The organism is Pseudoflavitalea rhizosphaerae (assembly GCF_003991355.1).
GTDB classification, from domain to species: Bacteria; Bacteroidota; Bacteroidia; order Chitinophagales; family Chitinophagaceae; genus Pseudobacter; species Pseudobacter rhizosphaerae.
Map to the genome: position 1 here is coordinate 1 of NZ_RCSU01000002.1, position 14,156 is coordinate 14,156.

Below are 14,156 nucleotides of genomic sequence, written 5' to 3' on the forward strand. Positions count from 1 at the left end.
TAGGTATATTCGGGTATGTTTCCGTTCATGCGTGTAGGCAGGTACTGGAATCCAATGGAAGGGATTTTATCCAACCGCTCGCCCGCTTCCACGATATGAGAAGAGATAATAAACATGCTTTTCCGCTTTTCCGCAAAAGCTATCGTGATCTCCACAGTAGCTTCATGCGCATCTTTCACATTGGTGCCGCGGAACATTTCATCGAAAATGATGAAGAGGGACTTGTTCGCCTGCAGCTCCGACGCCACTTTCTTCACTCTTAGTACTTCCGCGTAGAAATGGCTGGCGCCGATACCGAGATTGTCAGGCAGGTTAATGGTGGTGTAAATACCATCCAGCACAGAGAATTCCATCTCGGATGCCGCTACCGGAAAACCAATATGCGCCACATATACTGCTGTACTCACAGATCTTAAAAAAGTAGACTTACCTGCCATGTTTGCGCCAGTGAGAAAAACCACGTTATTGGAGGCATCCATCGAAAAATCATTGCTCACCGGCTTTGCCAGCTCAGGATGATAAACACCTTTGAGCCGCAGTATACTTTTCCCCTTTTCTAACGCTTTGGGAAATACGAAATTTCTTTCCCTTGCCACTTTGGCTACAGAAAGATAAACATCCAGTTGATAGATCTGCGCCAGCAGTTGTTCAATCTTGCTACGCTCACGATGCCTGAACAACAGATCATAAGCTGTAATGGCGGCATAGGAGAGCTTCCCTTTTTGCTGTTCGCGCAACACCGGTTCAAAAGCAGGGTCGAGGAGGAGGGAGGCAATCGCCTCCCTTTCCTTTGACCAGGATTTCATGGCTATGACCTCCTTTGTATCTATGAAAGTTTTGATCTGTTGCACCAGGCTGATCAGTGCCGTTACTCCATTCGCCACTTCTTTTTCGCTCAGCACCGCCTGTTGCGATCCCTGCTTCTTTTGTTCATCAGCTGCCAGCAGATATTTTTCTGCCATATCGAATAAAGCTCCTTCAAATGGAAAGCGCATATTCATGCCGGCGAAATTTTTAATGATATCGCTTCTCCGGTTGATCTCCTGCTGCTCACTCAACGGTTTGGTGAACATCTCTTTTAATACTGCTTCTGCGCCACGGGTATGTGAATGATTGTAAAGATCGAACAATCCCTGGCTATCCCGCTTGCCGAAGATCCGCAAATCCTCGATCGTTTGTTCATCGGTTTGTAAGTACATCTTTTAATTATTTTCTTTTTCGACGGATTAAGAGTACAGTGCCACCGATGAGCAAAAGAGCAGGCAGTACATATACAAAAATTATTTTCTGGTAATAAGCGGCTCTTTCACCAATGTTCATGTAGATATCTTTATCGGCCGGTCTTGGCATAAAAACGGGAAACTGATCATTGGTTAACCAGGTATAGGTTGAAACCAGCAAACGAAAATTGAACGGATCAACAACCAGCATCCTGTTGCTGGGAAAATCTGCATCGCCGGCAATCATCACCCGTTGTTCTTTGCCATTGATCTTTCTCGTCATTTTTTGCAGGGTCTTAAAAGAAGGTCCTTTGATATCACCTTCCATTGGATTGAAGGGGGGCACGATGGAATCGATAACAATAGGGCCGGCCTTCAGCCAGGTGCTGTCAGGGATAGTAATTGTAAGTGAATCAGTGCTGAACCCTTTATCACTGGTAAGGGAAATTCCTGTAACGCCAGGCATAAATATAGCTATAGTATCACCTCTTTGTAGCTTTCCCCATGAGGCCATATCTTCCGAAAGTCCGGAGCAGGCTTTAGTCATATAGGGGATTACCTTGTCAGGTGTTTCGTGGAAGGTAGGTTGCAATATTTGTCCATTCATCAATTGAACACCAAGATGCGATAATAAGGGATTCACTACATATTGTTTTCCTGGTTCGCTGCTTACCATCAAATTGCCTCCCTTGTCGATGTAGTTCTTTAATTTGTTCAGCGCTTCCGGGCTCAGGTCTACTTTTGGATCAGCCAGTATCAGCGCATTCAAAGTATCTGGAATATCCTGTATGGCAAGGTTGATAGTATCTACATCAAAGCCATTATTCAACAAGGAAGCCCGGGATTCCCTGCGCGCTGCATGTACGCCATACTCACGTTCTCCTGTTTTAATAAAACTGCGCTCAAACCCACCGGTAACAAATCCTACAGACGGCATATCGGTACCTAACACACGCTTAAGCGCTGCTATCATGTTACTTTCGTCCGGCCAGAATTGCGGATCAAAATCGTAAGTCCGAAGGAAAGTGGTACGTCCCTGGTACTTCAGTTGCATCACAAGGTTGTAACCCTCCGGATTGAGGTCAATGATCTTACGCATTTCTTCCGGCGGCATAAACATAGACAGGTTGGCATCCACCAGTTCCGCCATCTCTGTTGCTATTTCAGTCAAAGGCTTTCCGGGGAAAGCCCGGTACAACGAACTGTCATCTTTTGCCGGATCGTTGTCATAATAATACTCATACTTAAAACGGATATCAGGCTTAAAACGGAGGTAAGGCTCCCAGAGGCCAGACAGATACCCTGCATTGCGCGATTCGGGCATACCTGCCCCAATGCCATTTCCTAACAGATTCGTGTAGAGTGTAACTTCGAGTGTACTATCCTTATTAAATTCATGTAAGGTGGCTTGCGTTTTCGGATGAATGGTATTACGGTTGGTAGCCGTTGTATCCCAATAGCCAGTCACTGCAGGCCGGGAACTGGCATAGCCAATGAATACTACTACCAAAAATACCGCAACGTATCTTCCCATTTTGATTAACCTGGGCCTGGATTCCCTGTCATTCTTTAACCTGATAAATGTGAAAGCCATGAACATGAAAGTTACCAGTACAAAATAGATCACATCCTTTGTTACAATCAATCCGTGAAGCATTTTCTCTGTTCGTTTTTGCATCGAGAGAAAGTAAGTAAGGTCACGTATGAAGTCGTAACGTTGCCATAAGCTTCCAATATAAGTCAGAATAAATAACACCGTGAAAGTAGCGAGGGCAGATACGATCTGGTAAGAGCTCAAACAGCTCATGAACATGCCTATGGCAGAATAAGTACAGATCAACAGATAAAGACCCAGCGCTGCTGACAACAATGTTCCGTAATCAGCGTGTTTGATATCGAAAATACCAGTTGCAAGAAATATGGCAACGATCAGTAGCAACAACAGGTTATACAGCATGATACCAAGATATTTACCAAGTATCACCCTTCTTAAATTTACCGGGGAAGAAAAAAGCAAGGCAGTTGTGCCACTATTGACTTCCCTGCTGATCAATCCCATCGTAAGAATAGGAATAAATAGATACAGGTTGCGTACGATATTTTCGAGAAAATGTTTACCATAAAAAATACCTTTTGTCAGCGGTGGGTCAAACCCACCAAAGGATACCATATTTTTTATCGATAATTCCTGGATATTGGCATAATCGTATACCGGGCCGCTAAAGAAAACGGCACATTGTACCAGAAAAACGAGGAGAACGAACCAGGCAATGGGTGAGTAAAACAAGTATCGAAACTCGTTTTTTGCTATACCGAATATAACCTTCATGGGAATGATTTATTTATTTTCTTTTTCTTCTGATTAATGTAACAGTACCGATCAAAAGCACTAATGCAGGTAACACCCATAAAAGCAGAATTTTTTGAAAAGCTGCCCCGGCAGGGCTTAGGATGAAGACATTGTCTTTAACACGAGGGTAGGGAGTATACACAGGGAACCGGTTGTCAGTAAGCCAGCTATAAAGAGGATCAATGATATTTTCCTTTTGCCGGAGATTACTGAGATAATCCGCGTCTCCGGCAATAATGATACGTTGCTCTCTGTTTTTGTGCCGTCTCGATAATTCAATGGAAGAAGCAAAAGACCTTTCCCGGATATCGCCTTCCGCCGGACTGAAAACCGGAGTAGCAGAATCCGTTACCAGTTTACCTGCTTTGATCCATGTCTTCCCGGGCATGGTCATATACAGGGGTTTTATGGTAAAGCCGCTATCTTCAGACCAGGACATTCCGGTGGCTCCTGCAAAACCGACTTTTAAACTGTCTGCCTTGTGGCCGTTTTCCCACACATATTTATATTGTACCAGTTTTTTGTACTCAGCAAGTTGAAAGGCATCAAACGTATAATAGTTGGTTATCTTATCCGGTGTTTCGTTCTTGCTCGGCTCAACCAACTGACCATTGCTGAATTGAACGCCTGTTTGAGACAGCAGCGGGTTCAATACATACTGCTTGCCAGGTTCGCCCGACACCAGCATGTTACCACCGTTATCGATATAATTTTGCAGCTTCTTCAATACCGTTGGAGACAATTCCATTTTCGGGTCCGCCATTACCAGGAGGGAAGTTGAATCTGGTATATGCTGAGTAGCGAGATTAAGGCTATCGGCATCAAAGCCAATATTGATCAGGGCACCACGATTCATCTTGTCAAGAACATGAGTAAAATATTCCCTTTCCCCTTCTTTATAAATATTGCGCTCCAATTCTCCCGTAGCAAAATACACCTGCGGGATAGGATCCTGCAACAAACGGCTGAAAGCTGCATTCATATTTTGCTGATCAGGCCACGGACCTGCGTTATCATAATAAAGTCTTACCAGCGTAGTACGTTCCTTGTATTTGAACTGCATGATCACCTGGTAATCTTCTGGTTCAAGATCAATCTGCTGCTGAATCTCATCCTGAGATTTGAACAACGCCGAATCTACTTTGCTCATTCTCGCTTGCAACCCCATAATTTGTACCAGGCTTTTCCCGGGGTACTGACTAAAAATATTTTGACTTCCTTTGGGCAGTGCATAGTAATACTCATATTTAAAATCGATATCAGGCTTAAATCGCTGGTACCCCTCCCAGAGTGTGGTCAGATAGTTATTGCGATTTTTCGGGAAGCCATGGCTTGCATTATGTCCAAAAAAGTTAGTATACAATGTTACTTCTAATGGTGCTTCGTTTAATCTTTTTAATAACTGCTGTGTTCGGGGATGAATGGTATTGGTTTTGGTAGCCGTAGTATCTAAATAACCCGTTAACCTGGGCCGGGAACTGATGTATCCAATTACAAGAGCTCCGGCAATAATAGCCAGGTATCTGCCCATTTTCACATACCAGGGTTTTGCTTCCCGCCCGGCCTTTAGTTTCAGCAAGGTGAATCCTACAAACATGGTCATGATGATGAGGTAGTACAATACGTCTTTGGTAGTGAGTAATCCCAGGGTCATCTTTTCCAATCGTCCATGCAGGGAAAGGAACCAGGTCAGGTCCCTTATGAAATCGTAATCCTGCCATAAGGTTCCGATACTATTTAAAATGAACAGTGCAATAAAGGTGGCTATAGCGGCTACTACCTGGTAAGTGGTCAGGGAAGACATAAAGATACCGATAGCGGTCAGCGCGGTAAGAAACAGGTAAATCCCCAGACTGGCACATAACAATGGAGGAACATCCAGCGATTTGACTGTACTAAATCCGGCTACCATACAAATTCCTACAATCGATACCAGCAAGAGATTATAGATAGCCATCCCCAGGAATTTTCCCAGTACAATGGTACGGAGTTTCACAGGTGAGGAATACAATAACCTGATGGTGCCATTGCTGAACTCCCGGCCGATGACCCCCATTGTCAATAATGGTACAAACAGGTAGAGGCGAGGCAGTATTCTGATGATATAACTATCCATCAAATTCAGGTAGAGGCCATGGGTAAAAGAATCGAAAGCCCAAAGTTTTACGTTCGGCTGGTTTTTATAAGTCAGGTTTATATATTTTGCAAGGAAGGAAATGAAGCCGTCAAAATAAAAGGCACACATCACCATCAGTACAATAGAAACAAACCAGGCTATTGGCGAATAGAACAGGTTCCGGAGCTCATTTTTGGCTATTTGAAATGTAATGCGCATGGATTATTTTTTGGATAGATGATTATGCGGACTGAGATGATAACTGTTTGAAAATGTCATCGAGGAGGCCTTTATCGAAACCAATATCACTTAGTCGCCATCCATTTTCTACACTGGCAATTACCAGTCTTTCCTTCACATCATTATTGCCATCAAAATATATTCGTGCCTGTGTGTTGGTTAGGAACTCAACGGCTGTTACACCCTTTACCTGCAACAAGTCTTCTTTCGAAGGAGGATTTTCCAGTGTTGCAAGTATCGAACTTGCTTTTGAATAATTATTGAATGCCTCCATGCTGTCTGAGAACACCACCCTGCCATTTTCAATCATAATGATCTCCCGGCAGAGCAGGTTGATCTCTGACAGGATGTGCGAGGATATCAGCACAGTATGCTCCTGGGCAATTTCCCTGATCAGTTTGCGGGCTTCAATCATTTGATTGGGGTCCAGTCCATTGGTTGGTTCATCCATCACCACCAGTTTGGGTTTATGGATAATGGACTGGGCGATGCCCACCCGCTGGCGATAACCACCTGATAAATTTTTGATCAGTCGGGAGCTGAAATGCGCGATCCCGCAACGTTCCTTGACTTCCTCTACAGCGGACCTTATTGAAGCTTTATCAATCAATCGAAGAGTGGCGCAGTAAGTAAGGTATTCATCGATGGTGAGGTCGGTATACAATGGCGGCGTTTGTGGCAAAAAGCCGATCTGCCTTTTAGCTCCTTCCGGATCTTTTCGGCTATCTATACCGTTTATATGAACATTTCCTTCCGTCTGGTTGAGCGTACCACAAATGATATTCATGGTGGTGGATTTTCCGGCGCCATTGGAACCCAACAGCCCGATGATCCCGGCATCTTTGATTTCGATATTGATATCCCGGATGGCCCAGCTACTACTATAGCGATGAGACAGGTTTTCAGTTTTTAAGATCATACATTGTATGTTTATGAATATTTGATAAGGGCATAGCATCTCCTGGCCGCTACAGCATACTGTATCAGCCGGTTCTGTTGTCTGGCTGCCCGAAGGCAGGTATTATTGTTTTAATGAATGGTTACTACCTGTGAGAAATTTTTCAGTAGTGGTAAATCCTGAACAGTTTCAGAAATAGCGCTGCTCATTTTCTTCTTTATAAAGAGTTCCCTGAGTTCTTCTTTTGTACTACCGGATTTGAGAAAAATATTGTTACAAATAAAGAGCAGGGCAAATATGGAAATGCAAACAAAATTTTCTTTCATGAATTGTACAGCGCGGTGCAAATGCATTCGCACAGTGTTGGGCGAAAGTTGCAAATAGGCGGCGATCTCAGCTCTTCTCCATCCTTTTTCCTTACTGAGGTGAAGTACGATCTTTTGCTGATCAGTTAACTGGTTGAAGAGATTTTTGAGCAAGGCATACTTTTCCTTCCCAATCAGGTATTCTTCTGTTTCAGTGACGGATGTATTCTTTTCATCGCTTAGCAATTCATGTATGCGGACTTGTACTTTCAAATTTCGAATATACCTGGCTGATAGGTTGGTAACTACTTTGATCAGCCAGCCTACAGGGTTATCCGGTACGCACTTAGCTGTCTGTTGCCATAAAGCAAGAAAGGCTTCCTGTACAATATCTTCCGCTGCATGCTGGTTTTTGGTGATCTGCCATGCCCTGTATTGCAGGTGCGGTGTCCAGTCATGCACGATCTTTGCAAACTGTGAATGGAACATTTGCAGCCGAATATCCTTGTGCGGATATCCGGCTGATGAAAATGGTACAGATGGATAACAGGTTGTACTGGTCATGAGTGTTCATTTAATCGCCTGATGTCAACGTTTCATATTAATCCGGGATCCTGAACCCGGCATCTTTGGCGAAGCGTCTGATAATATTGAACTTTTGCAGAATCAGTGTTTCGTTCGGATGCAGGTCTGTAAATTCCTGCGTGGTATAATAAAATGCAGCTGTGAGATAAGCCCTGATATCATCCTCCTCACGAGGCATATTGGGATAATCTCCAAACGGGTAATCATATGTTGGGTAGAATAGGAGACCAATAGTTTGGGGCGACGGTTCTTCACCTAAAGGAAGCAGCAGAAGCCATGGAATGCCGCTATAGATATCCATGGCGATTGTATTTTTTGTGGCATCTCTCGACAGGCTGAAAAAATCCTTTTGCAACTGTCCTGCATAAAGATCATTGAGCCTTCTTGATGAAATTCCGGCGAGGATGGATGCTGCATACATTTTTCTTTCTTCATTGTCCATCATTGCCATATCCGCTACTGTAATGCCAAGGGTATTGAATCCATAAATGGACGTAAGGCCATGCGGGATCTGCATATTTTTTTTGATCTGATGGTCAGAAAACGAGTCGATCAACAGGATGCTGGGGATAATGATATCAGTTGGAAGTTTAGGGAGTGTTTCAGTTTCCAGCAATTGCAGCAGGGGCTGGATATTGGCTCTCGATGAAAGTGGCTTTGAGTAAACATTCGGTCTACCCAGAGGGGTATAATTTAGTGTTAGCTTTATATAGGTAAAGCGTTCCGGAATTTCCCCCTCCCTGCTGATTCTTTTTTTGTAAATGGAATCATTATAGAATGTGGCAATCCCAGTGCTTTTATAGAATTCGTAGATCGCATGATCGATGGGGTCACCAGGATTGTCTTCAATAACGAAATAGTTTTTGTCCTGGTTGCTGGGCTCAGGGTCTTTTTCTTTCCGGCAACCAGCAATGAGCATACTTACCAGCAGATAGAAAGTAAGTGTAAGCGTTGCAGGTTTATGGTGATTGTAAAGTTTCATGATGAGTGTGATTGGGATGAATGATAAAGCGGGTCATTGTTTCAGTGGGCGTGCCGGCCTGGTTTCGTTTGTAAGCAGTCCATTGTTGAACTCTATCTCATCATTCGCGATAGGAACAATCCAGGCTGCAGCATCCTGTTCATAGGGCCCCAGTTCATAATAACCGTTATCTCCGTATCCGTTTCCCGTGTATACTACAGAACGATGTATGATGGATTTACTGAATGGATATTTGCTGTTCACTGCATAACGGCGAAGATCAAACCAGCGGTGTATTTCAAGGCAAAGCTCGCGTCTTCGTTCATCGCGGATAAAGTTGATCAGTGTAGCGCCTTCTGCATTTACCGGAGGAAGATCTGATGGTTTGAAACGGGTTTTCCTGAATTCCTGTAAGGTGTTGCGGGCTTCTTCGAAGCGATCGAGGGCCGCCAGCGCTTCTGCCTTATTCAGGTAAATTTCGGCGAGACGGACAAGGAACAGATCACCTACAGCGTTCACTGAAGGGCTGGGACTTGTTCTTTTTTTGGCTATTCTCATTTCTCCTCTGCTGTTCCTTTGAAAGAAAACCTTCAGGCGCAGATCATTTTGAGAATAGGCAGAGAGGAGGTTGTCTGAAGCCTTGTAGGCGGTGCGGGTGGGGATATCCTGGTGTAAGGCCATAATATGGATTAGTCCATAATTTGTACCCATGGTGAATATCACCTCAGCATCATGATTGGTCAGAAAATCTTTTTCTTCGATATAAGTATTCAGATCCATCAACTTATACTTATTGATATCGATCACCTTGCTGGCATATTCAATAGCCTTCTCATAATTTTCCATGTAGAGATAGATCCTGCTTAGGAATGCCTGCGCAGCCGCCTGGTTCACCCGGATGGTGGAGGATTCATTGGCGCCTGCCAGCGCTTTCTCTGCTTCCAGCAGATCTGCAACGATCTGATCATATACCTGTTTGGTACTGCTGCGGACAACGAACTGGTCTTTGATAGCGGGATCTGTTTTCAGCGGAACGCCGAAATCAGTAGCCGCAGTAGCCAATTTATAAGGCTTTCCATAAATGTTTACCAGTACGAAGTAGTACCAGGCCCTCAGGAAAAAGGCTTCTCCGGATATTCTCTTCAATGTAGCGGCAGGCTCGCCTTTCTCCTGCAATGATGGAATATTTTGAAGTATAGAATTGATCCGGGCAATCCTGCTGTATGTTTCTGAGAAGAACAGATCGTTAGTGATAAGTTGCCCTCCGGCTGTCATTCGCGGTTGTTCCTGCCAGTGATGAAATCCTGTCTCTATCTCAAATCGATCGTAGGTATCAGGTATCACCAGCGCAAGGTCATCATCCATTTCATGCAGCATTTGAGGAGTACCCGGTTGAAGATAATTTATGTACGCATCTCCCACCAGCAATTCATCGAGATCTGCTGCCGACTCAACAAAGCTTTTATTCTGGGAATAGGTGGCGAGGAATTTTTTGCAGGAGACGGTGCTGAGACTCAGTATGCAAAACAAAAAGATCAATATCCTGTTAGCAGTTGAATGCATAATGGTAGATTTAAAAACTAATATTGAGGTTGAGGGCATATACCGGCCTGATGGAAAGAGTGATATTATCAGCGGAACCAGATTGGGAAGGAGCCTGTCCGCGAAGCGCTTTATTGGCAAATGTGTAAAGGTTGCTGCCACTGAAATTTGCCGTGGCGCCTTTACAATATAGTTTTCTGCATAACGCTTCCGGAAACATGTAAATCAGCGAAACAGACTGGAGTTTGAGATAATCTCCTTTCACCACCCGCAGGTCCGAGAAATCATACATCTGGTAATAATCTGAAGCAAATCGGGTAGGCATGTTGTAAGCTCCCCACCAGCCAAAATGGTCGTCTTGAAAGTTATCCGAAGTTCCCTGTATAGCCGGGATATTGGTGAATTTTTCGTCTCCCGGATAGCGCCATCTTTGCGTAAATTCTTTGCGAAGGTTTTGTTGTGAACTGGGCCTGAAAGTGCCGTAATTTCCTGATGTCATCTGAAGCAACCTGATCTTGTTGCCAACACTGTAGGTGAAAGTAAAACTGAATGTCCAGTTCCCATATACGAATGAATTAAGGATACCACCCTGAAGAACAGGTTCCCTTCTTCCAGACTCCACCATTACCATGCTGAAAACTTCGGCTTTCGTCATCTTATTATATTTTTCCACGAGTTCCTCTTTATTTTCAGGTTCAGCTCCATAAAAAACAGGAAATCCATATTCCGGGTCAAGGCCTTTAAAGCGATAAGAATAAAACGTATTGACAGATTTTCCATTGATAGGCACCTTACCCTCCAGGTAGCTCTGGTAAGTAAAGGAGGCTGCATCCGCCATTACATTACGGCTTTTAATGTTGTTATTGATCAGTGTGTTGAATACCTGTCCCAATTGAGGATCGAAACGCCATATGAATCTTTTTTTACCGGCCCCCAGATTGTCGATGAACTTGAAATTCAGGCTCATTTCCACACCCTGGTTTTCCAATGTTCCTCCATTCACAACATAATTATCATTCGGAGCTCCATTCACAGTGGACACCCGCTTATGCAGGAATGCATTGGTGGTTTTGCTGTAGAAATAAGCCAGTGAACCATTGATTGCTCCTTTCAGGATGGAAAAATCCAATCCACCACCGTAATCTTGTGTTTTTTCCCAAGCCAGATCCGGGTTGGGAAAAGAAGTGATTTTGGAGGAAAATGCATTGTAGAAAGTATTGATCATGCCTTTGTTGATAATGGTGTAGGGTGTCTGGCCATCCAACATATTCCCCTTTGTGCCAAATCGCAACTGCAATGCCGCCTGGTCTACCCATGATACATTTCGCAACAGATCTTCATGAATATTCCATCGGCCAGACAGTGCCCAGGTGGGCAGGAACTTTTCATTACTCCTCGAACCAAATGAATTGGAGAAGTCCTGGCTGGTGGTGGCAGTGATCACATAGCGCTCATTGAAAACATAGGTGGAAGTCAGGTAAGGGCGGACTGTATTTTGTATGTCTTCTGTGATGACGGGGGCGCTGTTGACAGCCTGCCAGCTGGCAAAAGTTGTGTATTTATTCGGATCTATTTGTGCGAAGCTATGCCCCCTGCCCGGATAATATCCCCGGCTTCTTATTGCAATTGAATTGCCTCGCGCAGATCGCAGATCAGCAGCCACTTCTACAGTGAGTTGGTGCCTTTTTTGCCGATCGAGGAACCTGGAGAAATTGACACGGCCGTTGATGCTATAGTTCTGCTTCCTGACCTGCAGCGTTTGCAGCTCCCCTCCAAAAGGCATCGGATCTGTTATTGGCATGAATGTATTCAGAATGGGATCGACTGCAATATTTCTGAGCTGGATGGCCCATTCTGTATTTTCTTCAAACCATACGTCATGGCTGGAGTTGCCACCCGTATAGCTGAGCGTGGATTGGAACTGAATTCCTTTGGCGATCTCATAACTGAGGTCGATACTGGCGGTGTGTTCATTATTTTCTGTTCTTTCCGCGGTATGGTCCATCTCATTCAGGATGTTCATCGTTTTATAACCTTTGACCCCATATGAGACGGGTTTGGAGCTGACGGTTGAATAGAAATAGCGTGATCCATCTTCATTATACAATGGGATAGCGCGGCTGGTGCCATAAGCATAATTGAGAACGCCAATCTCTCCGGGCGTATATTTTCTTTTTTCTTTGTAAAGTTGGATATTGAAATCTACTTTGAATTTTCTGTAGTTCATCTGCAGGTTCAGCAAACCGGTGTAACGGTCATTGCTTTCTTTTTTGATCACGCCGGGGTCTGAATGGTATCCAACTGATGCGCGATAGAAGATCGATTGAGAGCCTCCAGACACACTTAAAGAATGTTTGGTGGTGAATACATCGCGCATCGTATTGCCCAGCCAGTCTGTATTTATGGCTTCAGCCCTGTCAACACTTTTTTTGAATGTTTCAAAATCGATCCGGCCGGCATAGTAGTCAACAATATCTTTTTCATAAGCTTCGAGGGCGCTACCACGCAGTACCATTTGCTTTTCGATCATTTCCCGGGAAACATCGATCCGCTCGCGGGAATCCATCATGTAAACGTCCCTGTCTGTATACCTGGGTCTTCGTGTGTAGGTTCCTGTTACATTGTAATTGACAGTGGGAGGACCGGGCTTTCCTCTCTTGGTGGTGATCACGATAACACCATTGGCCGCTCTTACGCCATACAACGCAGCGGCTGTTGCATCTTTCAATATATCGATCTGATCGATGTCGTAAGGATTCAATCCGGAAATGGCATTGCCCAGCAGGTTCACGAAATCAGGATCATTGATCCTTTCCGCAGGGATAGGGAAGGGATTGGTGCGAACGATTCCATCCACCACCCAAAGCGGTTCCCTGGATCCCAAATATGTGTTGGTTCCCCGGATACGCAGCTTGGGAGCGGCGCCCGCCTGTCCGGAGTTTTGCAGGAACATCATACCGGGCACGCGTCCTTCCAGCATCTTATCAACCGTATTCAAACCCGGTTGCATAATTGAATCCATCTTTAAAGAGGTAACTGCACCTGTCAGGTATTTTTGTTTGATCTTCTGATAACCGTTGTAAATAACGGTTTCCTCCAGTACATCATTGGAACGGGCCATCCTGATGATTACATTTTGTTTGCCGGGAAATACCAGCTGGCTGATCGCTCCATCGATGCTCCGTTTCCTTGACCGCTCAACAGGTACTACTGTGAACTGTTCGCCATTGAGCCGCACTGCAATAGGCGTGAAACCAACAGCAGATATATCCAGTATGTCGCCTTCTTTTACATCCAGCGAAAAACTACCGTCTGCAACGGAAGTGGTGCCAAGTTTGGTACCTCTGATGCGTATACTCACATTGGACATCGGCTGGCCGTCGGCATCCAGGATGCGACCTCTAACATCCGGGATATGCAGGATAACCGGTTCGATCTTCAGACTTGTTTGTACACGGAGAGATAAAATAATATTGTTTTCACTGATGGTAAAACTCACCGGTTGTTCCCTGAACACCCATTGCAATAACTCCTGCAATGGCATATTGTAAGCCGAGAGTGTAACAGGCTTCGTATTGTCCAGCATATCCTTGTTGTAGAAAACGACATATCCGGTTTGCTGCTTGATGGCATTGAACACTTGTTTCAACGGGATGTCTTTTCCGGAGATCGTTACAGTTTGAGCGGAACCTGCAGCATGTACCTGTAAGAAAGCGATCGTCAAAAGCAGGGCGGTTAATTTCATAACCAGCAGAATTTTGGTGAAAGGGCTTCGGCTTCCCCGCTGATCCTCGGGCACAAGCGGGTTTGAACCTGACCCGGAAGCAATTTTTTGCATACCTTTGGGTAAGTTTTGGTGGTAAATTAAAAGGAGTAATCGCCTTTGAGGATCCAACGAAACTGTTGCCGGGAGTGCCTCTAACACTTCCGGCTTTTCTT

Annotated in this window: 8 protein-coding genes; all 8 read right to left on the reverse strand. The window is 44.5% G+C overall.

Annotation, left to right across the window (positions count from 1 at the left end; all coding sequences use genetic code 11):
* Positions 1–1,199 (reverse strand): MutS-related protein (locus D9Y29_RS02870; protein ID WP_127124951.1); only part of this gene is annotated, 1,199 nt, incomplete at its 3' end.
* A 7-nt stretch (positions 1,200–1,206) separates the two neighbouring features.
* On the reverse strand, positions 1,207–3,549 hold the full coding sequence (locus D9Y29_RS02875; RefSeq protein WP_127124952.1) for a Gldg family protein: 2,343 nt from the start codon (positions 3,547–3,549) through the stop codon (positions 1,207–1,209).
* A gap of 13 nt (positions 3,550–3,562) precedes the next feature.
* Positions 3,563–5,905, reverse strand: a complete 2,343-nt coding sequence (locus D9Y29_RS02880; RefSeq protein ID WP_127124953.1) for an ABC transporter permease subunit — start codon at positions 5,903–5,905, stop codon at positions 3,563–3,565.
* Between the two features lie 22 nt (positions 5,906–5,927).
* On the reverse strand, positions 5,928–6,845 hold the full coding sequence (locus tag D9Y29_RS02885) for an ABC transporter ATP-binding protein (RefSeq protein ID WP_241237835.1): 918 nt from the start codon (positions 6,843–6,845) through the stop codon (positions 5,928–5,930).
* Positions 6,846–6,955: 110 nt separating this feature from the next.
* Positions 6,956–7,693, reverse strand: a complete 738-nt coding sequence (locus tag D9Y29_RS02890; RefSeq protein WP_127124954.1) for an RNA polymerase sigma factor — start codon at positions 7,691–7,693, stop codon at positions 6,956–6,958.
* 37 nt (positions 7,694–7,730) lie between these two features.
* Complete coding sequence (locus D9Y29_RS02895) at positions 7,731–8,696, reverse strand: hypothetical protein (protein WP_127124955.1); 966 nt, start codon at positions 8,694–8,696, stop codon at positions 7,731–7,733.
* 33 nt (positions 8,697–8,729) lie between these two features.
* Positions 8,730–10,238 carry a RagB/SusD family nutrient uptake outer membrane protein gene (locus D9Y29_RS02900; RefSeq protein ID WP_164735229.1) on the reverse strand — a complete coding sequence of 503 codons (1,509 nt, stop codon included), beginning with the start codon at positions 10,236–10,238 and terminating at the stop codon, positions 8,730–8,732.
* Between the two features lie 10 nt (positions 10,239–10,248).
* Positions 10,249–13,962: a SusC/RagA family TonB-linked outer membrane protein gene (locus tag D9Y29_RS02905; RefSeq protein WP_164735230.1), complete on the reverse strand. Its 3,714-nt coding sequence runs from the start codon at positions 13,960–13,962 to the stop codon at positions 10,249–10,251.
* Positions 13,963–14,156 lie beyond the last annotated feature (194 nt).

Coding starts and splice junctions, on each gene's coding strand:
- D9Y29_RS02905 (WP_164735230.1), bottom strand. CDS start 13,962: ATGAAATTAACCGCCCTGCTTTTGACGATCGCTTTCTTACAGGTACAT.
- D9Y29_RS02890 (WP_127124954.1), bottom strand. CDS start 7,693: ATGACCAGTACAACCTGTTATCCATCTGTACCATTTTCATCAGCCGGA.
- D9Y29_RS02895 (WP_127124955.1), bottom strand. CDS start 8,696: ATGAAACTTTACAATCACCATAAACCTGCAACGCTTACACTTACTTTC.
- D9Y29_RS02880 (WP_127124953.1), bottom strand. CDS start 5,905: ATGCGCATTACATTTCAAATAGCCAAAAATGAGCTCCGGAACCTGTTC.
- D9Y29_RS02875 (WP_127124952.1), bottom strand. CDS start 3,549: ATGAAGGTTATATTCGGTATAGCAAAAAACGAGTTTCGATACTTGTTT.
- D9Y29_RS02900 (WP_164735229.1), bottom strand. CDS start 10,238: ATGCATTCAACTGCTAACAGGATATTGATCTTTTTGTTTTGCATACTG.
- D9Y29_RS02885 (WP_241237835.1), bottom strand. CDS start 6,845: ATGATCTTAAAAACTGAAAACCTGTCTCATCGCTATAGTAGTAGCTGG.